The 21,813-nt window shown below is 68.1% G+C and carries 22 protein-coding genes; 17 read left to right on the plus strand and 5 right to left on the minus strand.

Annotated features, from left to right (window positions below; translation table 11 throughout):
- Nucleotides 1–282 precede the first annotated feature (282 nt).
- Nucleotides 283–639 (plus strand): DUF1428 domain-containing protein, encoded by a 357-nt coding sequence (locus OCL97_RS17225; protein ID WP_377371071.1) that lies wholly within the window; start codon nt 283–285, stop codon nt 637–639.
- Between the two features lie 8 nt (nt 640–647).
- Here OCL97_RS17225 and OCL97_RS17230 read toward each other — a convergent pair whose 3' ends face one another.
- Nucleotides 648–2,420, minus strand: coding sequence for a M14 family metallopeptidase (locus OCL97_RS17230; protein WP_377371072.1), 1,773 nt, complete (start codon nt 2,418–2,420; stop codon nt 648–650).
- Nucleotides 2,421–2,543: 123 nt separating this feature from the next.
- On the opposite strand from OCL97_RS17230, the gene OCL97_RS17235 reads away from it, so the two are divergent.
- Entirely contained in the window at nt 2,544–2,705 is a 162-nt protein-coding gene (locus OCL97_RS17235; protein WP_304781533.1) for a hypothetical protein, read from the plus strand.
- A 25-nt stretch (nt 2,706–2,730) separates the two neighbouring features.
- Here the strand turns inward: OCL97_RS17235 and OCL97_RS17240 are convergent, their stop codons facing one another.
- On the minus strand, nt 2,731–3,249 hold the full coding sequence (locus OCL97_RS17240) for a hypothetical protein (RefSeq protein WP_377371073.1): 519 nt from the start codon (nt 3,247–3,249) through the stop codon (nt 2,731–2,733).
- Between the two features lie 115 nt (nt 3,250–3,364).
- Here OCL97_RS17240 and OCL97_RS17245 point away from each other — a divergent pair, with 115 nt between their 5' ends.
- The 3 genes from OCL97_RS17245 to ppk2 all read left to right on the plus strand — a co-directional run bounded on the left by OCL97_RS17245 (nt 3,365) and on the right by ppk2 (nt 6,116).
- Nucleotides 3,365–3,769 (plus strand): DUF4087 domain-containing protein, encoded by a 405-nt coding sequence (locus tag OCL97_RS17245; RefSeq protein ID WP_377371074.1) that lies wholly within the window; start codon nt 3,365–3,367, stop codon nt 3,767–3,769.
- A 218-nt stretch (nt 3,770–3,987) separates the two neighbouring features.
- Entirely contained in the window at nt 3,988–4,320 is a 333-nt protein-coding gene (locus OCL97_RS17250; RefSeq protein WP_377371075.1) for an Ig-like domain-containing protein, read from the plus strand.
- A gap of 653 nt (nt 4,321–4,973) precedes the next feature.
- A complete protein-coding gene (gene ppk2, locus OCL97_RS17255; protein ID WP_377371076.1) occupies nt 4,974–6,116 on the plus strand; it encodes a polyphosphate kinase 2 in 1,143 nt (380 codons plus the stop codon).
- A gap of 60 nt (nt 6,117–6,176) precedes the next feature.
- On the opposite strand, the gene OCL97_RS17260 is transcribed toward ppk2, so the two are convergent.
- The gene (locus tag OCL97_RS17260) at nt 6,177–7,061 is read right to left on the minus strand and encodes a LysR substrate-binding domain-containing protein (RefSeq protein ID WP_377371077.1); all 885 of its coding nucleotides are present in this window, start codon (nt 7,059–7,061) and stop codon (nt 6,177–6,179) included.
- 67 nt (nt 7,062–7,128) lie between these two features.
- Here OCL97_RS17260 and OCL97_RS17265 point away from each other — a divergent pair, with 67 nt between their 5' ends.
- The 11 genes from OCL97_RS17265 (at nt 7,129) to OCL97_RS17315 (ending at nt 19,119) form a co-directional block, all read left to right on the plus strand.
- Nucleotides 7,129–8,361 carry a tetratricopeptide repeat protein gene (locus OCL97_RS17265; RefSeq protein ID WP_377371078.1) on the plus strand — a complete coding sequence of 411 codons (1,233 nt, stop codon included), beginning with the start codon at nt 7,129–7,131 and terminating at the stop codon, nt 8,359–8,361.
- 1 nt (nt 8,362) lies between these two features.
- Complete coding sequence (locus OCL97_RS17270; RefSeq protein WP_377371080.1) at nt 8,363–9,787, plus strand: class I adenylate-forming enzyme family protein; 1,425 nt, start codon at nt 8,363–8,365, stop codon at nt 9,785–9,787.
- Nucleotides 9,788–9,859: 72 nt separating this feature from the next.
- On the plus strand, nt 9,860–11,023 hold the full coding sequence (locus OCL97_RS17275; protein ID WP_377371081.1) for an MFS transporter: 1,164 nt from the start codon (nt 9,860–9,862) through the stop codon (nt 11,021–11,023).
- Between the two features lie 71 nt (nt 11,024–11,094).
- Nucleotides 11,095–12,561, plus strand: coding sequence for an IMP dehydrogenase (gene guaB, locus OCL97_RS17280; RefSeq protein WP_304781507.1), 1,467 nt, complete (start codon nt 11,095–11,097; stop codon nt 12,559–12,561).
- Nucleotides 12,562–12,565: 4 nt separating this feature from the next.
- Nucleotides 12,566–12,970: an MAPEG family protein gene (locus OCL97_RS17285; RefSeq protein WP_377371083.1), complete on the plus strand. Its 405-nt coding sequence runs from the start codon at nt 12,566–12,568 to the stop codon at nt 12,968–12,970.
- Nucleotides 12,963–14,261 (plus strand): RsmB/NOP family class I SAM-dependent RNA methyltransferase, encoded by a 1,299-nt coding sequence (locus tag OCL97_RS17290; protein ID WP_377371084.1) that lies wholly within the window; start codon nt 12,963–12,965, stop codon nt 14,259–14,261. The genes OCL97_RS17285 and OCL97_RS17290 overlap by 8 nt, the downstream gene beginning before the upstream one ends.
- Complete coding sequence (gene guaA, locus OCL97_RS17295) at nt 14,258–15,814, plus strand: glutamine-hydrolyzing GMP synthase (RefSeq protein ID WP_377371085.1); 1,557 nt, start codon at nt 14,258–14,260, stop codon at nt 15,812–15,814. Before OCL97_RS17290 ends, guaA begins: the two co-directional genes overlap by 4 nt.
- A 339-nt stretch (nt 15,815–16,153) precedes the next feature.
- The gene (locus tag OCL97_RS17300; protein ID WP_377371086.1) at nt 16,154–17,218 is read left to right on the plus strand and encodes an efflux RND transporter periplasmic adaptor subunit; all 1,065 of its coding nucleotides are present in this window, start codon (nt 16,154–16,156) and stop codon (nt 17,216–17,218) included.
- Between the two features lie 2 nt (nt 17,219–17,220).
- Nucleotides 17,221–17,622, plus strand: coding sequence for a hypothetical protein (locus OCL97_RS17305; protein ID WP_377371087.1), 402 nt, complete (start codon nt 17,221–17,223; stop codon nt 17,620–17,622).
- Nucleotides 17,579–18,427, plus strand: a complete 849-nt coding sequence (locus OCL97_RS17310) for an ABC transporter permease (protein WP_377371088.1) — start codon at nt 17,579–17,581, stop codon at nt 18,425–18,427. Before OCL97_RS17305 ends, OCL97_RS17310 begins: the two co-directional genes overlap by 44 nt.
- Nucleotides 18,424–19,119: an ABC transporter ATP-binding protein gene (locus OCL97_RS17315; RefSeq protein ID WP_377371090.1), complete on the plus strand. Its 696-nt coding sequence runs from the start codon at nt 18,424–18,426 to the stop codon at nt 19,117–19,119. Before OCL97_RS17310 ends, OCL97_RS17315 begins: the two co-directional genes overlap by 4 nt.
- 217 nt (nt 19,120–19,336) lie before the next feature.
- Here the strand turns inward: OCL97_RS17315 and msrA are convergent, their stop codons facing one another.
- Nucleotides 19,337–19,843, minus strand: a complete 507-nt coding sequence (gene msrA, locus OCL97_RS17320; protein WP_377371091.1) for a peptide-methionine (S)-S-oxide reductase MsrA — start codon at nt 19,841–19,843, stop codon at nt 19,337–19,339.
- 183 nt (nt 19,844–20,026) lie between these two features.
- Here msrA and OCL97_RS17325 point away from each other — a divergent pair, with 183 nt between their 5' ends.
- Nucleotides 20,027–20,266, plus strand: coding sequence for an EF-hand domain-containing protein (locus OCL97_RS17325; protein ID WP_304781490.1), 240 nt, complete (start codon nt 20,027–20,029; stop codon nt 20,264–20,266).
- 3 nt (nt 20,267–20,269) lie between these two features.
- On the opposite strand, the gene OCL97_RS17330 is transcribed toward OCL97_RS17325, so the two are convergent.
- Nucleotides 20,270–21,796, minus strand: coding sequence for a M20/M25/M40 family metallo-hydrolase (locus OCL97_RS17330; RefSeq protein WP_377371092.1), 1,527 nt, complete (start codon nt 21,794–21,796; stop codon nt 20,270–20,272).
- Nucleotides 21,797–21,813 lie beyond the last annotated feature (17 nt).

Here is a 21,813-nt window from a genome sequence, read left to right on the forward strand (position 1 = left end):
TCTTCCAACCCCACGAGTGCGCCAACTACCTGCACAACTCCGGATACGGTTCCGTCTAATCGAGTCCCGCTCTAGGGTCCTATCGAGGGTTGCTAGCCCAACGCGGGACCGCACGATTGGTGACGGCGCCGAGCGGAAAAACCTGCTCTGTCAGGGCTCCGACATAAGGCTGCGCAAGGGTTTGCGGCCGTCGGGCCCGATGGGCGCGACGGAACAGGCGGACTTGTCGGATCGGGCGTTGTCTGTTCGTCCTAGGAGCAGCACACAACCCAGGAGGTTCCCATGTCCTATGTCGACGGCTTCATCCTCGCTGTCCCCAAGGACAAGATCGAGGACTACAAGGCCATGGCCCGGCTGGGCGCAGAGGTCTGGAAGGACCTGGGCGCGCTGGCCTATGTGGAATGTATCGGCGACGACGTGCCCTGCGGCGAACTGACCTCGTTCCCCCGCGCCGTCCAGGCCACCGACGACGAGGTCGTGGTCTTCTCCTGGATCGTCTACGAGAGCCGCGAGGCGCGCGACGCCATCAACGCCAAGGTCATGTCCGATCCGCGCATGCAGCAGTACGATCAGACCAACACCCCCTTCGACGGCAAGCGGATGATCTTTGGCGGCTTCCAGCCCTTCATCCAGGTCTAGGGGCCTCCCTAAACCTCCCGCCCGATAGGATAGAGCAGATAGCGGTCGTCGTAGAACGGCGTTCTTTTGTAGAACCAGGCCAGCCGCGCACCAGGGCTGCCGGCGAACTTCGGGTCTGCCGCCAGCTTCGCCTCGAACTCGGCCTTCAGCTGCGGGTCCCCGGCCAGCATCGCATCGGCCAGTGGGGCGATGGCGTAGGCCTCGATATATTCCACCCGGGTCAGCACCTCGGGGATCATGCCCCAGGCGAAGAAGCTCTCGCTGGACTGCGGCTCCAGCAGCAGCACCACCAGGTCCCCCAGGGGCTGATCGGTCGAGATCCGCACCGAACCCGGCGAAAAGGTCCAGTCGCGGCGCTCGGTCGTCACCGCCTTCACGGTGATGGCCACGTGGCCCTCGGCCGCCTGGCTGGCGATCTCAGGTTTGCCCAGCCGCAGCATCTCGACGCTCACGGTGGTGGAGGCCGCGACCGCCTCCATCTCAACCCCGTGCAGCCCAAGGCGCTCGATCAGGTCCTTGCGATAGCCTGGAACCCAGTACCCCTTGGGCCGCGCCAGGGTGAGGGTCGGCTCCGACAGGAAGTGGGGCAGGGACCACGGCTCCGGGTCGGCCTCCCCCAGCCAGCGGATCTCGCGCCGCCCCGAGGCCACGCTCTCATAGGTCTCGTACGCGATGCCCTTGAAGCTGCGCATCCGCGCCGGGGCCTTGCCGGGCATGAAGTTGGCCGGAATCTGCGCCGGCCGCAGCGCTCGGTCGGCCGTGATCGCCGCCCGCAGGCCCGCACCCTGGCCGGCCAGCAGCCGCAGCGAGGTCTCGAGGAACACATAGGTGGCCAGCACCCGCTGGGCGTGGGGCTTGAGGCTATGGTTCTCGATCAGGATGGTCGGCACGTGGGCCGCCGCGCCCCAGCCGTTGGAGAACCGCTCTCCCAGCCCCCCGTCCGAGAGGCCCTTCCTGGGATCATTGTCGTCCAGGCCGAACACCAGCTCGCCGGGGATGTGGCCCTCGGCCTCCAGCGCCGCGTTCATCGCCGGCTTGAGCACATCGTCCAGCCAGACGGCGATGGCCGGCGAGCGCGACCACGACCGCGCCTCGCCGTTATAGCCGTAGGTCAGGTCGTACTGGTAATCGAGCCCGTCGGTGACGTGGATGTCCACATAGAGGTCGGGCCGGTACCGGTTCAGCAGCCCGCGCGCCGCCTGCATCTCCGGCTGGTCCAGCTTCATGTAGTCGCGGTTGAGATTCTGGTTCGTGGCGGTGTTGCGCCAGCCCTGGATACGTGGCCCTCGCTGGTTGGGCCGTGAATAGCGCGAGGCCCGCTCGTGTCCGTCCACGCTCAGGATCGGCGCCAGGATCAGGTTGGCCCGGTCCAGCAGGCCGTCCTTGCCGTAGAAGCAGATGTCGCGCAGCAGCATCATGCCCGCGTCCTTGCCGTCGATCTCACCCGGATGGATACCGGCCTGGGCCAGCAGCACCGGCTTGGCAGGATCAAAGGTCGCGCCGTCCTTGCTGGCGATCACCGCATAGATCGGCCGCCCCTCCGGCGAGGTCCCGAACACCTCGATGCGGATCCAGGGGGAGGCCGCCTCCAGCCGGTCGAACCAGGTCCGGGTGTCGGCGTAGTCGGGGCTGAAGTCATGCTCGGGATCGGCCTCGAACGCCGTCACCCACGGATCGGTCACGTCCCGCAACAGCGCCTGGCTCGCCCCCTGCCAGGGCGGCGCCGGCGGCAGGAAGTCCTGGTCCCAGGGGGCGGCGGCGGAGGAGGGGGCGTCGGTCATGGCGGGCTCCGGACAGGTCATGACCACATGGGCGCACGCGCGACCGCTGTCGAGAGCCCAGCCAGGCCCGCCGGGACCAGCACCGCCGCTGGAACCTTCTTCAACGGTGGAGGTTAGCCCATCATGTCCATTCTCATCTTCATCATCGTCGTCATCGTCCTTCTGGCCCTCGCCCTCTGGGCCGTCCAGAAGCTGCCGATCCCTTCACCCCTCAACTGGATCGTTCAGGTCCTGCTGATCGTCGTGGCGATCTTCGTGATCGGGCAGCGCGCCGGCTTGTTCTAGGCCGCAGGCGGCGTCGCGTTCGGGCTTACAGCTTCCCGAACGCGACGCCTCGCCATCCCCAGCCGCCCGCGTGCGCGGCCTCCACCAGCGGATCCTTGATCTCGCTGGTGTCGAATTTGTACGAGTAGATCTTGCCGAACGAGAGGTCCTCCTCGTCGAAGGCGTAGACGGTCTCGAAGCTCTTCTCCCAGCTCTGCCCGCGGGAGGCCCTGGCGCTGGCTGACAGGGTGGGGACACCCGCGCGCCACTCCACCTCCCACTCCTCGTCGACGGCCCGGACCTCGCCCTTGGCCTCGTCGAACTTCATCAGCACCTTGAAGACCCGCTTGATGCCGGCCTTGGCGAAGATTTCGTACCACTTGGCGTCGACGATCCGCCATTCGGCCACCAGGTCGCAGTCTTCCTTCTTGGTCGCCTCGCGCACCTTGAAGGGCGCGGTCGGGCGGTTCACCGCCAGCAGCCGTTGGCGCAACTTGGCGACGCTCTCGCGCGCCACGCCGCTCGGCGCGGGCTTGCTGCCCGTCAACCAGTCCAGGATGCCCATTCACGCCCCTCCGCACCGACGCGCCGGAGGGCGCGACTCCTTGACACCATGGCACGATCCCCAGTCTGGTGACGCTACTCCTGGTCGGTGACCAACAGTCCTAAGGGCCGACCCCATGACCGCGCGTCTCATCAGCCGTCTCGGTCGCGCCGTCGCGATCGCCGCCGTTCTTGCGCCCCTCGTTGCGGGCGCGCCTGCCCAGGCCGCCCCCAAGAAGCTCGCCGGCGAGACGCGCTGCGGCTGGCTGCAGAACCCGTCGCCGGGCAACTGGTGGCTGTTCGACAGCGCCGGGGAATGGACCATAGCCATGCAGGGCGGCTTCCAGGCGCGCGGCCTCGACGACGTGCCAGATCTCACCGAACGCGACTGGGTGGTCACCAACGGCAGTTCCTACGGCTATGGCTGCGTCTGTCTGCGGGTCCAGACCGACCCCAAGGAACGCCGCATCACCCGCATCCACACCGTCAAGCAGCAGCCCCTGAAGACCTGCCGCGCCGACAGGAAACTGCCCAAGCCCTAGGGCAGGCTAGCGCGTTTCTGGGTCCTCTCCCGGGCGCGTGGGAGAGGAGCATCGAAACCGCCGACCTGGCGCACGCGAGCGTTTGGACCCGACAACCTGAAATCGACGAGCTGCGTTCGGTGATCTAGCTTCACGGTGGCGCTTTACAGGCATGCTGATCGGCCAAGCCTCCGACGCAACAATTGCTAGCGAGCCTTGTCGCCCTGGCTCTCACATCCGTGGTCGCATCGTCCGAGCCTCAGTTGGTCGGGTCATGGCCGGCCGATGGCGCAAAGGGGGTGCCCGCCGGGGAACAGACCCTGGTTTTCGAGTTCAGCGAACCCATGGCGCGAGACCGGATGTCGGTGACAACCGGGCCTGCCGGGGCCGCGCCCGAGTTCATAGGCTCTCCAAGCTTTTCGGAAGACGGCCGCACATTTCGCATCCGGATGCGCCTGAGACCGGGCCTTTCCTACGCGGTGGGCGCCAATAGTCCGAGCCACACGAACTTCCAGAATACCGCCGGTAAGCCAGTGGCGCCGCGCATCATTCGCTTCACGACTGCGCCCTGACGGCCAACCTTCGAGAGGCCGCCGCGGGGTCTCTTCGGCGGTGGGCGCTCAATCCTGAGTGACAATTCGCCGCAACATCGCTCCGAACCTTGAAGGTGAACGGGCCGATGCGAATGTAATCGCATCCGGCATAGGCTGTCGAAGGCGTTAAGTGCCGGTGGAGACGCCAAGGGATGTCAGCGAGCGACCACGATGTGCGCCTCGTCGCCGAGGGCGCCGGTGATTTGATCGTCAGCGTGGATCGCGCGGGCAAGGTCACCTACGCGTCGTCTGGCGGGCCGTCTGCGCCTACGGATTCGAGCCGGCCGACCTTATGGGCGCCAGGTGAACCAGTTCGTTCATCCAGAGGATCTGGAGCGGGCGGACGCAAGTCGGCGACAGGCGCTGCGGGATGAGACCGTCGAGGACGCTGGCCGGCGCACTGGCGGCTGCGGTGAACCCGGCCGATTCCTAGCCCGCGCGATAGCGCACAGGCGCCTGGCGACCGCACGAGACTCCGCGCGGCATGGTCCCCCAAGACCAGGCGCTCCCTGGCTTTCATCAAACCTTCGTCACGAAAGCCACAAGGGTCCGTTTGACCCAGATCAAGGCGCGACGAGGTGCAACGGGGCGCAAGCTGACGGTGAATTTTCGTCAGGAAATGCTGGATCGCAATGGCCACTGCAACGAAGGGTTCGACAGGCGCGCGCGCCACGGGCCGCACCCAGGCGAAGGTCAAAGCCTCGCCGCTGGTCAAGGCGGGTGACACCGCCCCGATCCTCACCGTCGCCGACATCGAGCGCTTCACCGTGGGTGAAGCTGTCAGCGCCGCCCAGGACGCAGAGCTCGCAGCGGTTCAGGCCATCGGGGGCGCGGCCAGCGATGGACTTTCGACCATCCTCGAGGGCGACTCGCCCGATGACGCCGCACGTCTGAGCAAGGCGCTTTTGCTGCCGATAAAGGACAAGGTTTCAGACCGCACCCGCGACGATCTGGCCGAGGATTGGCGGCGCGGCGGCTACCCTTACAAATACAAGATGCTGCGCCGCGACTACGAGGAGCAGAAGTTCGTCCTCCAGACCGAGTTGCTCAAGCTTCAGGCCTGGGTGAAGGACTCGCGCCAGCGCGTTGTCATCCTGTTCGAGGGCCGCGACGCAGCCGGGAAAGGCGGCGCCATCAAGCGGGTCACGGAGCATCTCAATCCGCGCGGCGCTCGTGTGGTGGCGCTCGAGAAGCCCAGCGAGGTCGAGCGCGGCCAGTGGTATTTCCAGCGCTACGTCCAGCATCTGCCGACGGCGGGAGAAATCGTGCTGTTCGACCGCAGCTGGTACAATCGCGCTGGCGTCGAACGGGTGATGGGCTTCTGCACGCCGGCCGAGTACGAGGAGTTTCTTCGCCAGGCGCCCGAGTTCGAGCGCAACCTCGTGCGCACCGGAATACACCTGATCAAATTCTGGTTCTCGGTGAGCCGTGACGAGCAGCGGCGACGCTTCAAGGAACGTCAATTCCACCCGCTGAAACAATGGAAACTGTCGCCCATCGACATGGCTTCGCTCGACAAGTGGGAGGATTACACCCGTGCGAAGGAGGCCATGTTCTTCCACACAGACACGGCGGACTCACCGTGGACGGTCGTGAAGTCAGACGACAAGAAGCGCGCCCGGCTGAACGCCATGCGCTACGTGCTGCACTCGCTGCCCTATACGGGCAAGAGCATCGACCGGATCGGCGCCGTGGACGACCTGTTGGTCGGCCGCGCAAACATCATCCACGAGCGTGGCGAACACGATCTCACCTCGGGGCGCTACATCGGATAGGACGTCCGAGACCCTTGTCGCGCCGGCCGGCTTTCTAGAGTCCTTGCTGTCTGAGCGGCCTTAGCCCGGCGGCTCGGTCTTCGCGCCCTCGGCCTTCAGCCATGCCCGAAACTGGTCCAGGGCCCGCCCGCTGACCCCCGGCGCGGCCAGCAGGGCGAACCCGCTCTGGGCCGGGATAAAGCCGAAGGGCGAGACCAGCCGCCCGCTGCGCACATAGTCGGCCACCAGCGGCCAGGGCATGATCGCCACCCCCAGCCCCGCGATGGCGGCGTCCAGGGCGAAGTGCAGGTGGGCGAAGGGCTGTTCCGGCGCTGGGGGCAGTTCCAGCCCGGCCAGGGCCGCCCAGATGGCCCAGCCCTGCGGGTGGGTCTGGGCGACCAGGCGCGGGGCGCGCAGGGCGTCGGGAAAGCGCGCGGCCAGGCCCGGCGAGGCGACGGCCCCCAGGTGGCTGGGCATGAAGGCGGTCGCCAGGGGATCGGAGAGGCGGCTCGTCGGGACCAGCCGCACCACGGCGTCCGCGCCCCGCTGGCTCGTGGCCTGAGGCGCCAGCTCCGTCAGGTGCAGGCGCACGCCGGGATGGGCCTGCGTGAACCGCGACAGGCGGGGGATCAGCCATTTCACCGAGATGCTGGCGTTGACCGCGATGTGCAGGTCCTCGCTCCCGCCGCGCGCCTGGCGCACGGCGCCGGTGATCTGGTCGAAGGCGGCGGTCAGGGCCGGCAGCAGGGCCGCGCCCGCCGGGGTCAGCTCCAGCCGGTGCTTGGGCCCGGTGAACAGCCGCACCCCCAGGCTCAGCTCCAGGGCCTTCACCTGCCGGCTCACCGCCGAATGCGTGACGTGCAGCTCGTCCGCCGCCAGGGTCGCCCGCCCGGTGCGCGCCATGGCCTCGAAGGCGTGCAAGGCGTTGAGCGAGGGTAGGGGGCCCGGTGTGAGCTTTTCGAACATCAAGGTTTGATGCGTGCGGTTCCGACAAAGATCAACCTGAAGTCTCATCTTCGGCGGCTCAAAACGGGTGACTTACACCCTGGGGGTGGTCTCCGCCGGCGGCGCCATCGACTACGGTCGCGCTGCTTGCGACGGGGAGGTCGGGCGGGATGGCGTGCCTGGCCAGACCTTGTCGCTTCCCGGCATCACCCTCATCGCGGCCGGTCCGTCGCACAGTTGCGTACCCATGACCTCCAACACCATCCGCCTTGCGCCAGGCTCCGACCTCAGCCTGGAAGCGCTCTTTGATCGGGCGCAGGCCCATTTCACGCACGGGCGATTGGGGCAGGCGGAGGCCGACTGCAGAGACCTGCTGACTCGCCGCCCGGCGAGCCCGTCCGGCCGCTACCTGCTGGCCCAGGTCGTCCTCGCCCAGGGGCGGCGGGAGGAGGGTCTGGCGCTCTATGAGGCGCGGATCGACCTGCTGGCGGCCCAGGGCCTGTCCCACGATCCTGAGCTCGGCTACCCGCGCTGGAAAGGCGAGCCGCTGGCGGGAAAGCGGATTCTCGTCTGGCCCGAACAGGGCTTCGGCGACCAGATCCAATTCGCCCGCCACATCCCGGCCCTGGTGGCGATGGGCGCCCGCGTCACCCTGATGGCGCCGCCGGAGCTGGCCGGCCTGCTGGGTCAGCTGGGCGCCGCGGTCATCGCCGTCACCCCGGGGGTCCGGGTCCCGGCCCACGACTTCTGGGTCTATCATGGTTCTCTGCCCTGGCGGTTGGCCGGGCGTCCCGCGCCGGTCCCCTACCTGGCCGCACACACGCCCGCGCGGCCGACCGGCCGCATCGGGGTCGTCTGGCAGGGGAACCCCCGGCATCCGAACGACCGCAACCGCTCCTTCGGGCCGGCCGTGTTCCAGCCCCTGCTGGCCCTGGGCCTGCAACCGGTGGCCCTGGCGCCCCAGCACAGCGGCGCCCGGGACTTCGAGGCCACGGCGAGGATCATCGACCAGCTCGACGCCGTGGTGACGGTGGACACCGCCGTCGCCCATCTGGCCGGGGCCATGGGCCGGCCCGTCCATGTGGCCTTGCCGTTCTTGCGCACCGACTGGCGCTGGCTGCGAAGCGGCCACAAGACCGCCCTCTATCCCAGCATGAAGCTGCACCGGCAGGGTCCTGATCTCGACTGGGACCCGGTGATCGCCGCGATCGCCCGGGACCTGGTCGCGGCGAGCCCGGCGGACGTGGCCTCCCCGCCTGATCCTGCGGCTGCGGCCGCTCCTCGAAAGCAGGCGCTCTGTGACGTCCTCAGCCTACGATAACGTGCTTCACTGGGCCGCGGTGGCCGGCGACCGGATCGCCATCGCCGAAGGCGGCGTCAGCCACACCTACGGCGCGGTCGCGCTGCAGTTGCGGCGGTTCTCCAGCTTCCTGCGCCGGTCCGGCGTGCGGGAAGGGATGATCGTCGGGGTGGAGTGCGAAAGCCGCCGCCTCGCCCTGCTGGTGATGCTGGCCTGCGAATCCTTGGGCGCGGCGCACCTGCCGCTGGGCGCGGGCGACCTGGCTCCAGACTCGCCGTTGGCGCGCCGCTGCGACCTGATCTGCGCCCAGCACGTCCCGGCGGGCGAAGGTCTGCCGCCGATCCTCGGCCTCACCCAGGAGAGCCTCGTGGCCATCCTGAGCCTGGACCTCCGGGCCGGGGAGGGGGTGCCGGACTCCCAGGGGTTCGGGCCGGGGACCGCGGTGCGTATCTCCAGGACCTCCGGAACCACCGGGGCCGGCAAGTTCATGGTCAAGCCGCGAAGCTATTATGACGAGACCCTGCCGATCTACGACTGGTGTCTGAAGCCCGTCGACGGCGACTACACCTATCTCTGTTTCTACAGCCCCTCGGTTGGGGGCGTCTTCTTCGACCTGGTCCGGGCGTTGAGATTCGGCAACAGGATCGTCTTCGCCACAGGTCTGGCGGACATTCTCGGTCTCGAGGACCTGCGCTCAGCCTACGCCTTCCTGCTCCTGCGCGACGCCGAAACCTTGGCCGGCGCTTGCCGCGACCTCGGTCGGAACCTCGATCTCCACTACATCGACATCACCGGGGCCGCCGTTCCGAGGGCGCTGTACGCCTTGTTCGAGGCCCATCTCACCGGCGATGTCCGCAACGTCTACTCCAGCAACGAGACGGGGTGCATCGCCGCCATGTCCGCCGCGGGGCCGGGCCGGGTGTGTCCCGACGTCGAGATCCGCATCGTCGATGACGCCGGCGCGCCCGTGGCGCCGGGCCAGGTGGGCCGCATCCTGGTGCGCAGTCCGGCGGTGATCTCCAGCTATCTCTGGGACGAGGCGCTCAACCTCGAGCACTTCCAGGATGGCTGGCTGCGCATGAACGACCTCGGCCGGGTCCCCGAACCCGGTCAGCTGGAGGTGCTGGGGCGGGTCGACGACATGCTCAATATCGGCGGTGAGAAGATCGCCCCCTATCCCATCGAGCAGCGCCTGCGCGCCATCGAAGGCGTGTCCGACGCCGTGGTGCTGCGGATCGAGAATGACAACGGCGTGGGCCGCCTTTGCGTGCTGCTGGAGCGTCCGGAGCCGGGCGAAGACGAGCCGCTGCGACAGGCTGCGGCCCAGGTCATGGCCGCCTACACCCGCAGCTTCGAGCTGCGCTTGGAGGTCGCCTTCCCCCGCACCGAGACCGGCAAGGTCCGCCGCAATCTGCTGACGCCGTCCTCGCCGGCGCCGTCCCACTGATGTGAGATTTTAGAACATAGTCCGGCAAATATGTCGGTTTCCGTCAGGGCTTGATCGGAGCAGAAGCTCGGGATGGCGCAACCCCTCCCGCCCCGCAACGTGATCATCTTGGCCCTGGGCCTGGGGCAGACCATCGCCTTCGCCTCCAGCTTCTACCTGCTGGGCGCCCTGGGGGACGACATCGCCGCCGACCTGGCCCTGGCCCCCACCTTCGTCCTCGGCCTGATGTCCGTGGCCCTGGCCGCCAGCGCGGTGGCCGCGCCGTCCGCTGGCCGCTGGATCGACCGCCACGGCGGCAAGGCCCCGCTGCTGATCTCCAACCTGGTGTTCGCCGTGGCGCTCGGCCTTATCGGCCTGGCGAAAGGCCCCGTCCTCCTGGCCCTCGGCATGCTCGTCCTGGGCTTGGCCATGGCGCTCGGCCTCTACGGCACGCCCTTCGCCATCCTGGTCACCCTTTATGGCGACCAGGCGCGGCGCGCCATCACCGGGGTGGCCCTGATCGGCGGCCTGGGCTCCAGCCTCGGCTTTCCGGTCACCCACTGGCTGGGCCAGCAGTTGGGCTGGCAGGGCGCCTGTCTGGCCTGGGCGGCGGCCCACATTCTCATCTGCCTGCCCCTGGGCGCCCTGGTCATTCCACGAGACCTCGGCGGCCACATGTCGGCCAATGTCGGCCCCCCCGCGCCGATGGTCTGGAACCGCGCGATGATCCAGCTATCGGTTCTATTTGCGGGGGCCTGGTTCATTTCCACCTGCATGAGCACCCATCTTCCGCGGCTCTTGGTGGCGTTTGGTCTCTCCGTGACGGCCGCCATGTCCACCGCCGCCCTGGTGGGCCTGGCCGCCGTCGCCATCCGGGCCCTGGAGTTCGCGGTCCTGCGCCGCTTCCCGCCGCTGCTGGCCACCCGCGCGGCCACCCTCATGCACCCCCTGGGCGCTGCGGCCCTGCTCACCTTCGGCAAGGTCGCCGCCCCCGCCATGGCCCTCGGCCAAGGCGCCGGCAACGGCATGCTCACCGTGGCCAAGGGGGTGCTGCCGCTCAGCATCTGGGGGCCTGAAGGATACGCCTACCGCTCGGCGGTCCTCGGCCGCCCGGCCCAGATCGCCCAGATCGGCGGCCCGGCCCTCTACGGCCTGGCCATCGACCGCTCGCCGACCCTCGCCCTGACAGGCGGGGCCGCCCTCTGCCTGGTCATGTTCGCCATGACCTTCGGCCTCAACAAGGAGCCCTCGACATGACCCTGCTGGACGCTGCCCTTGCCCGACCCCATACGGACGCCTTATACGCGGCTCGCAAAATGGAGACTCCAATGGAGATTCGCGAAGGGCTCACCTTCGACGACGTTTTGCTCGAACCCGGCGCATCCGATGTGATGCCCGGCCAGGTGGACACCGCCACCCGGTTCACGCGCGAAATCCGTCTGAACATACCGCTTGTGTCCTCGGCCATGGACACCGTCACCGAGAGCCGCCTGGCCATCGCCATGGCCCAGGCCGGCGGTCTGGGCGTGCTGCACCGGAACATGACGCCGGACGAACAGGCCGAGCAGGTCCGCGAGGTGAAGCGTTACGAAAGCGGCATGGTCATCAACCCGCTGACCATCAACCCGGACACCCCGCTCAGCGAGGTCCTGGCCATCAAGACGCGGCGCAAGATCTCCGGCTTCCCGGTGGTCGAGCCCGGCACCGGCAAGCTGGTGGGCATCCTGACCAACCGCGACATGCGGTTCGAGGGCTCCAGCGAAGTCCCGGCCAAGGCTTTGATGACCAAGGAAAACCTGATCACGGTGCGCGAAGGCTGCACCCAGGACGAGGCCCGCGCCCTCCTGCGCAAGCACAAGATCGAGCGGATCATCGTCGTCGATGAGGCCTACCGCGCGGTCGGCCTGATCACCGTCAAGGATATGGAAAAGGCCCAGGCCCACCCCATCGCCGCCAAGGACGCCCAGGGCCGCCTGCTGGTGGGCGCGGCCTCCACCGTGGGCGACGGCGGCTATGAGCGCTCCATGGCCCTGGTGGACGCCGGCGTCGACGTGGTGGTGATCGACACCGCCCACGGCCACAACGCCGATGTCGCCGCCGCCGTCGCCCGCCTGAAGCGCGAGACCAACCGCGTCCAGATCGTCGCCGGCAACGTCGCCACCTATGAAGGCGCGCGGGCCCTGATCGATGCCGGCGCCGACGCGGTGAAGGTCGGCATCGGCCCGGGCTCCATCTGCACCACCCGCATCGTGGCCGGCGTGGGCGTTCCCCAGCTGACCGCCATCGCCGACGCCGTGCGTGCCGCGGCCGGCACTGACGTGCCTGTCATCGCCGACGGCGGCATCAAGTACTCCGGCGACCTGGCCAAGGCGCTCGCCATGGGCGCCCAGGTGGCCATGATGGGCTCGGCCTTCGCCGGCACCGACGAGGCGCCGGGCGAGGTCTTCCTGTACCAGGGTCGCTCCTACAAGGCCTATCGCGGCATGGGGTCCCTGGGCGCCATGTCCACCGCCAACGGCTCGGCCGACCGCTACTTCCAGAAGGAGGTATCAGCCCTCAAGCTGGTGCCCGAGGGCATCGAGGGCCAGGTCGCCTACAAGGGTCCCATCGCCGCCATCCTGCACCAGATGGTGGGCGGTCTCCGGGCCGCCATGGGCTATACCGGCGCCGCCGACCTGCAGGCCTTCCGCGACAAGGCCCGGTTCATCCGGATCACCGGGGCCGGCCTGCGCGAGAGCCACGTCCACGACGTCATGATGACCCGTGAGGCCCCCAACTATACGAGCCCGGTCTGAGGCCATGAACGCAGCCCCTGAACTTCAACTGATCGGCGCGGCGATCATCGTCGGGATCCTGCAGCTGTTGTGGGCGACTGCGGCGGCGCGGATGCATCCCGAGCAGAACCTCAAATGGGCGGCTGGCCCTCGCGACGAGCACCGGGTTCTCACCGGTGTGGCGGGGCGGCTGGACCGGGCGTACCGGAACTTCCAGGAGACCTTCCCCTTCTTCGTGGCCGCCACCTTCGCGGCCTATCTGGTGGCCAAGACCGGCGAGCTCACCCTTTGGGGCGGGCTGCTCTATGTGGGCGCGCGCATCCTCTATGTCCCGCTCTACGCAGCCGGGATCACTGGCCTGCGCACCCTGGTCTGGTTTGTCAGTATGATCGGCGTCGGCATGATCGTGGCGGCGATCTTCCTTGCGTGACGGCGGGCGCCTCTCGGCGGCGATCGAGGTTCTCACCGACATCGAGGCGCGTCATCGGCCGGCCCGGCTGGCCCTGAAGTCCTGGGGAACCGATGCGCGCTACGCCGGATCCAAGGACCGCGCTTGGGTCTCGGGCCTGGTGCTCGACGCCCTGCGCCGTCGCCGCTCCATCGCCTGGAAGATGGGCGACGACAGCGTCCGCGCCGCCATCCTGGGCGTGCTGAAGTACGAGTGGGACTGGCCAGTCGACCGCATCGCCGCCGCCGTCACCGAGGAACCCCACGGCCACGGCGCGCTCACCGAGGCCGAGACCGCCGCCCTCGAAACGCCCCGCGACCTGGCCGACGCGCCCGCGTCCGTGCGCGGCGACTATCCGCAATGGCTGGAGGCCAGCTTCGCCCGCGCCTTCGGTGACGCCGCCGCGCGGGAAGGCGAGGCGCTCTCTGAACGGGCCCCCATCGACCTTCGGGTCAATACGCTGAAGACCGATCCCGCCCGCGCGCTCAAGGCTACCCAGCCGCTGAACGCCGCCGCCGTGCCGGAACTGCCCAACGCCCTGCGCATCCCGGCGCCCGCCGCAACCGACCGGGCCGGCGCCGTCGAGACTATTCCGGCCTTCTCGAAGGGCTGGTTCGAGGTGCAGGACCTCGGCTCTCAGATCGCCGCGGCCTGCGCCGGCCAGGTCAAGGGCGCCCAGGTCCTGGACCTCTGCGCCGGAGGCGGGGGCAAGACCCTCGCGCTTGCCGCCGCCATGGGCAACACCGGTCAGATCTACGCCTATGACAGCGAGGCGCGGCGCCTGGCCGACACCATCCGCCGGGCCGACCGCGCCGGCGTCCGCAACCTGCAGATCCGTTCGCCGGTGACCGAGGGGCCGCTGGTCGGCCTCGAGGGCAAGATGGACGTGGTGTTCATCGACGCCCCCTGTTCCGGCTCCGGCGCCTGGCGCCGCCACCCCGACACCAAGTGGCGGCTCAGCGAAGAGACCTTCGCCCGCCGTCAGTCCGATCAGGACGCGGTGCTGGACCTGGGCGCGACCTTCGTGAAGCCCGGCGGCCGGATGATCTATGTCACCTGCTCGGTCCTGCCCGAGGAGGACGAGGACCGGGTTGCGGCCTTCCTGGCCCGCACCGAGGGCTTCGTGGTGAAGCCCGCCACCGCCGACGAACACCTTAGCCCCCGCCTGACGCCGGAAGGCTATCTCCGCCTGACCCCCGCCACCGCCGCCACCGACGGCTTCTTCGTCGCGGTGCTGGAGCGAACCCAACCTCTCGCCGACAAGGCCCCATGACCCCCACCCACGAACGCGTCCTGATCGTCGATTTCGGCAGCCAGGTGACCCAGCTGATCGCGCGGCGCCTGCGCGAGAGCGGCGTCTTCTGCGAGATCCATCCCTACGACAAGGTCGAGGCCATGCTGGCCGACTTCGCCCCCAAGGCGGTGATCCTGTCCGGCGGCCCGGCCAGCGTCCACGAAGCCGAGAGCCCCGCCGTCACCAGGCGGGTCTTCGAACTGGGGGTCCCCGTGCTGGGCATCTGCTACGGCGAGATGACCATGTGCGCCGAGCTCGGCGGCAAGGTCGAGGGCGGCCATCACCGCGAGTTCGGCCGCGCCGAGATCAGGATCGAGAAGGCCTCGCCCCTGCTGGCCGGCCTCGGCGATGTCGGCGATCTGGAAACCGTCTGGATGAGCCACGGCGACAAGATCACCGCCATCCCGGAAGGCTTCGAGGTGGTCGCCTCCTCGCCGGGCTCCCCCTACGCGGTCATCGCCGACGAGGCGCGCCGCTTCTACGGCATCCAGTTCCACCCGGAAGTGGCCCACACCCCGCGCGGCGCCCAGATGCTGAAGAACTTCACCCACGGCATCGCGGGCCTGACCGGCGACTGGACCATGGCCTCGTTCCGCCAGGAGATGGTGGCGAAGATCCGTGACCAGGTGGGAGACGGCAAGGTGATCTGCGGCCTGTCGGGCGGCGTCGACTCCTCGGTTGCGGCGGTCCTGATCCACGAGGCCATCGGCGCCCAGCTCACCTGCGTCTTCGTCGACACCGGCCTGCTGCGCCACAACGAGGCCGAGCAGGTCGTCACCTTGTTCCGCGACCACTACAACATCCCGCTGATCCACGTGGACGCCGGCGACCTGTTCCTCGGCGAGCTGGCGGGCGTCAGCGATCCCGAGGCCAAGCGCAAGACCATCGGGCGCCTGTTCATCGAGGTCTTCGACAAGGAAAGCGCCAAGATCGAGGGCGCGGCCTTCCTCGCCCAGGGCACCCTCTATCCCGACGTGATCGAGAGCGTCTCCACCAGCGGCGGCCCCTCGGCGGTGATCAAGAGCCACCACAATGTCGGCGGCCTGCCCGACTACATGAAGCTGAAGCTGGTGGAGCCCCTGCGCGAGCTCTTCAAGGACGAGGTCCGCGCGCTCGGCGTGGAGCTTGGCCTGGCCCCGGCCTTCGTTGGCCGCCACCCGTTCCCGGGCCCCGGCCTGGCCATCCGCATCCCCGGGGAGATCACCCGCGAGAAGGTCGCCGTCCTGCAGCAGGCCGACGCCATCTATCTGGACGAGATCCGCAAGGCCGGCCTCTACGACAAGATCTGGCAGGCCTTCGCCGTGCTGCTTCCCGTGAAGACCGTCGGTGTCATGGGCGACGCCCGCACCTATGAGGACGTGCTGGCCCTGCGGGCCGTCACCTCCACCGACGGCATGACCGCCGACTTCTTCGAGTTCCCCTGGGAGGTCCTGGGCCGCTGCGCCACCCGGATCATCAACGAGGTCCGGGGCGTCAACCGCGTGGTCTACGACGTGACGAGCAAGCCCCCTGGGACGATCGAGTGGGAGTAAGCGGGGCCGTTGAATCGCGATGAAAGTAATCCGGAAAATTTTCTAGTTGATGATGTGTCGCGCGTCATTCGCAGGCGGTTGACTGTGAATGGTCGGTCTTTGGGGACGCATGATGGTCCTCGCCTTGGGATCGGGGCTCTTCCGCCAGCTTCACTTCAGTCGGTCGGCGAACACTTCCGGCTGATGACGAGGTCGCCAGAACAGTGCAGCATTGGCGGAGCGCGGCTGCGCGGTTCATCATCTACGGAGCCGCTATGTCAGGCCTGAAGCTAGGTCCCACGCCGGCGCGCATCAAAGCCTCGGGATAAATCGGCCAAGGTTTCATTCTTAAGGGAGTCGATGACCAAGCGAACGTCGATCATGATCGCGCTGGCCGTGGCGATTGTCTCCGCCATGCTGGCGGTCGCGATTATGGCCAACGGGCCCAAACCGGTGGCAACCTTCCGGGTCACCGCCGAGAAGACGGAGCGCGTTCTCGCCGTCGTAGGCCGGGTGCGGCCCAACGACCTTGTCCAGGTCAGACCCGTCAATCCTGGCCAAGTGATACGTCTGCTGCACGACGAGGGGGACCGGGTCGCCTCCGGCGCCCCGCTCGCGGTGATCAAGTCGACGGTCGAGCAGGCGCAGGCCGAGGCCGAGCTTGCACGCCTGGCCGCCGCCCGCGCCCGGGCCGCCGAGGTACGGCAGAGTCTGTCGCGGACCACGACCCTGTTCGAGCGCGGCTTCGCCGCCCGGGCGGCTCTGGACCAGGCCCGCGCGGCTTCGAGGGCCGCGGAGGCGGAAGTGACCGCCGCTGCGGCGAGCCATCGCGCCACCACGGCGCGTACCCGCGAGTTCGTCGTCACGGCCCCAATGGCCAGCATCGTGCTCGCCCGTCCCATCGACAACGGCCAAGTCGTCACGACAACGACCACGATCTTCGAGCTCGGGGCGGTCACCGGCTTCGAGGTGGAGGCCGAGGTGGACGAGGCCTATGCCGATACGCTGCGGCCCGGCATGGCGGCGCGAGTCTCGCCTTCGGGTTCGAGGACGGTCTATCGCGCCGTGGTCAGTGAGGTCTCTCCGAAGGTCGATGCCTCGACGGGCGGCCGACGCGTGAGGGTGTCGCCGGAGCCGATTCCCAGGCTCGCCCCGGGACGGTCTGTGGACGTCACCATCGTTGTCGGCCCTGCCGAGAGCCTGATCATCGTTCCTCGGCAGGCCGTGGTGGACGCGACCGTGGCGCCAAGGGTTCTTGTCGTTGGCCTCGATAACATCGCGCGCTCCCGCCCGATTCGAATCGCCGATTGGCCGTCGACCAATGCGATCGTGGAAAGCGGCCTCAAGGCCGGCGAGCGCATCGTATTGACGCCAGCAGAGGTGGCGACGGGGTCGCGGGCCCGCCCCCTGCAGCCCGAACGCTAGCCATGTACGCTTTCACGGTCGCGCGCCGCTATCTCACCTCCAGTCCTGGCCAGACCGGACTGCTGCTCGCCGGCGTCGCCCTGGGAGTGACGGTATTTGTGTTCATCACCGCGTTGATCCAGGGGCTGGCCATCCGGCTCACAGACGAGGTCACGGCGAACAGCGCCCACGTCACCCTGGAGCCTCCGACGCGCGTCGCGCGAATTCTTGCTGTGCCGCAGGTGCGGAGTGAGGGCATAGCGCAGGTGTCCACCTTCCAGCGACGACAGATCCGCGAATGGCGCTCTGTGGTCGCGCTGGTGCGTACCCAAAAAGGGCGTTTCGGCGATCAGCCCGCAGGTCAGCGGCAGCGCGTTCCTGGTGCGTGGCGAGGCCGTGCAGCCGGTGTCCGTAACTGGGATTGAGCCGGAGAGCCTCGATGTCGTCTCTTCCATAAGCACCCATATCATCAGTGGGCGCTCGCAATTCGGCTCCGATGGCCTCCTGGTTGGGGCGCGTCTTGCCGAGGAACTCGGGCTTTCCGTCGGTCAGCCGGTTTTGCTGCGGACCGATAGGGGCGCCGAGCGGCTGCTGACCGTGCACGGAGTCTACAGGACCGGTTTGCAGAGCTTGGATGCGCGCGTGGTGTTTCTCTCTCTACAAACTGCGCGTCCTATCTTCCGCCTGCCTGAGGGCGTCACGAACATCGAGATCAAGCTGGTTCGGCCCGAGGAGGCGCGAGAGGTCGCCCGTTTTCTCGAGGAGGCGACGGGGCTGCGCAGCACGCCGTGGCAGGAGAAGAACGAGTCGCTGGACGACGCGCTTGCCGCTCAGGGACAGACGGGGCGGCTGATCCAGATCTTCTCTCTGGTGTCGATCCTCATCGGCGTGTCGAGCGCCCTCGTACTGTCCGCCTACCGGCGGCGCCCCGAAATCGGGATCATGCGCGCGACGGGGGTGTCGGGCGGGTTCATCGCCCGCGTCTTCCTGCTACAGGGCCTGATGATCGGGCTTCTTGGCGCGTTGCTCGGCTGCGCCATCGGCTATGGCCTCTGTCGTTGGCTGGCCACCCTGACCCGCGCGGACGGCAGTCCTGCGCTTCCCATCGCGCCGGAGCAGGGCGGGTATGTCGCCGCCCTCGTGCTGACCACTCTCGGCGCAGTGCTGGCCTCGCTGCTACCCGCGCGCGCCGCCTCGCGCATCGATCCGCTTGAGGCGATCCAGCAGTGACGCTGGTCCTCCGCGCCCGCGGCGTCACCAAGAGCTTCCGCAACGGTGAGACTCTGACGGAGGTGCTCACCGGCGTTGACCTTGACTTGGAAGCGGGTGAACTGGTGGCCCTGCTCGGGGCGTCTGGGTCCGGCAAGTCGACGCTGCTCTCGATTCTAGGTCTCTTGCTGACTCCGACTCACGGGACCATCGAGATCGCCGGGGAGCGTGTGGACGCGCTGCCGGACAAGGCGCGCGCGGCTTTCCGGAGCCGGCGCCTGGGTTTCGTCTTCCAGGCCCACCACCTGCTGCCGGATTTCAGCGCGCTGGAGAACGTCGCTTTCCCGGCTGCCGCGCCCGCCGGCGGCATATCGAGCGCGATCCGCGCGCGGGCCAGCGACCTCTTAACCCGGGTTGGCCTCGCGGACCGCAGCGACTTCCGCTCCACGCGGCTCTCCGGCGGACAGAAACAGCGGGTCGCCATCGCCCGCGCCCTCATCAACGAACCGGTCCTGGTGCTTGCCGATGAGCCTACCGGCAACCTCGACCGCCAGTCGGCGCAGCAGGTCCTGGGGCTGATGCGAGAGATGAATCGCCAGAATGGGGTCACCTTCCTGATCTGCACCCATGACGAGCATGTCGCTGCGGAGTGTTCCCGACGCATCCTGCTCGAGGATGGGCGGATCGAGAGCGACACCGCGGTCGGGTCTTGACCGGCCACTTTCCAATTCCCTCCCTCAGTGAGGGACCGAAACATTTTGATGAGCCTGCCCAACAATTGGCGCTGCGCTCTGGATGGAGCCGATGTTGGTCTGACCGTATCCCTGGGGGATTCCTGGTTCGCCAATGGGGGAACCCAAGGAATTCAACAGTCCAGGGCCGCAGGCGACGATCAAGTGGAAGTCGGGGCGGTCTAGCCGCTGCCAAGCCTCAAGCCGAGGCGCGGACCGGCAGCTTCCAGCCTGGCCGCACGAAGTGGCAGGTGTAGCCGTTGGGGATGCGCTCCAGATAATCCTGGTGCTCTGGCTCTGCTTCCCAGAAGTCGCCCACCGGCTCGACTTCGGTCACCACCTTGCCCGGCCACAGGCCCGAGGCCTCGACGTCGGCGATGGTGTCCAGGGCCACCTGCTTCTGGGCCTCGTCGGTGTAGTAGATCGCCGAGCGATAGCTCAGGCCGATGTCATTACCCTGGCGGTCCTTGGTGGTGGGATCGTGGATCTGGAAGAAGAACTCAAGCAGGGCGCGGTAGCTGATAAGAGCCGGATCAAAGACGATCTCGATGGCCTCGGCGTGGGTCCCGTGATTGCGATAGGTGGCGTTCTTCACGTCGCCGCCGGAATAACCGACCCGTGTGGAGATCACGCCGTCATAGCGGCGGATCAGATCCTGCATGCCCCAGAAGCAGCCGCCGGCCAGCACCGCACGTTCCTGACTCATCGATCTTCTCCTTCATTTCCGGCGACCCTAGGAGCCCGGCCGCCCGAGGCCAAGCCCGGTTGATGGCTAGATGGTGTCCTTGGCCGCTGATCCAAGCCTCGCCTTTGGCTGAACCCCATCGGTTGGCGAAATTCGGCCACACCGGCGTGATCTCTGCACCGCTCCACCGACGCGGAGTTTCCCATGCGCCCGAGCTTCCTGATCCTCGCCGCCGCCCTGGCCGCCGCCTCCACCGCCATGGCGGCGGAGGGCCGGTTCATCCATCCCGCCGACACCAACAAGGATGACCGGCTCAGCAAGGCCGAGTGGGCCGCCTACAAGCTGCCGGCCGCCGAGTTCGCCAAGGCCGACAAGAACGCCGACGGCCTGCTCGACGGCCACGAATTTGGCGCCTGGTACATGGCCCGGCAGGCCTCCAAGTAGCGCCTACTTCGCCGCGGCGATCTCGTAGAGGAAGTCCACATAGCTCATGGTCGACCCCACCAGGCCCTGGACCTTCGGGTTGCTGGACTCGATCACGTAGTACTCGTTGGGCGCATGCGCCCCGCTGCCATGGCCCAGGCCGAACTGGCCGGCCGGCAGGCTGACTGGGGCCGAGGTGAACACCGCCCCCGGCCACGAACCGGCCAGGCGGGGATAGATGGTGGTCGGAACCTTGTTGCGCTTGTAGGTGGCCAGCTCGGCCTTGATCAGCCGGCTGTTCTCGTCGGTCTCGGTGGGGTCGTAGCCGCCGCTGACATTGACCTCGATGTCCGCAAAGCCGCGCTTGTCCAGGTGGGCGCGCAGCTTGGCCACCGAGTCCTCGGCGGTCATGTTGGGCACCAGGCGCAGGTCCATCTTGGCCACCGCCCGGCCCGGCAACACGGTCTTGCCGCCGGGACCGGTATAGCCCGAGACCAGCCCCTCGATATTGACGGTCGGCTGTGAGGCCAGCCGCTCCAGGGTCTTCTCCCAGGGCAGGTCGTCGATGAAGTGCTCGACCCCCAGCGCCTTCTTGGCGTCGGCCTCGCTGAGCTGCTTGCCGGCCAGGGCGATCAGCTCCTTCTCCCGGGGTGTCAGGGGACGGACCTTCTCGAAATAGTTGTCGATGGCCGGATTGTTGCCGTCCGGAGTGACCAGGGTGGTGAGCGCCTGCACCAGCCGCCAGGCCGGGCTGTCGACCCGGGCCTTCTCGCTGGAGTGGATGTCGGTCTTGGGGCCTCGACCCCACTTGGCGCCGCTCGCCACCAGCTCCAGCTCGACGATGCCCTTGGCGCCAAGGTTGACCGTCACGCCCCCGTCGCTGGGGCTCTGCCAGCCGGCGGGGATGATCACGCCCTCGCACTTCTTCAGGGCGGCCAGGATGTGGGGCTTGGTGACGATCTGGCGGAAGTGGGGGCTGCCGATCTCCTCCTCGCCCTCGCAGATCAGCACCAGGTTCACCGGCGATGTCTTGCCGGCGGCGTGGATGGCGTGCAGCCCGGCCAGGAAGGCGGCCTGCGGCCCCTTCTGGTTCACCGCGCCGCGCCCAACGATCACCTTGCCGAAGCCGGGCTTGTCGACGATGCGCGCCTCCAGGGGCGGGGAGCTCCACTCGGCGGGGTCGTACTGCTTCACGTCGTACATGAAGTAGATGCCCATCCAGCGCTTGGCGCCGACATCCAGGGTGGCGAACACGCCGGGCGCGCCCTCGGTGGCCACCTTCTCGACGTGCTGGAAGCCGGCGTCCTTGGCCAGGGCCGCCATGTAGTCGGCGCCCTTTTCCATATCGAGGTTTTCGGCGGCGATGGAGGGCAGGGCGATCCAGTCCTGGATGCGCTTCACCGAGGCCGCGTAGCCCGCCTCGGCGGCCTTGCGGATGGCGGGCAGGTCGCCGCTGGCGGCGAGGGCCAGGCCGGGCGTGAACAGGGCGGCGGCCGCGCCTCCGGCCAGCAGCGTGCGACGATCCGTGGCGATGGTTCCCAGGTTCGACATCCCAATCCCTCCAGGCC

The sequence above is a fragment of the Phenylobacterium ferrooxidans genome, assembly GCF_042714595.1.
GTDB lineage: Bacteria > Pseudomonadota > Alphaproteobacteria > Caulobacterales > Caulobacteraceae > Phenylobacterium > Phenylobacterium ferrooxidans.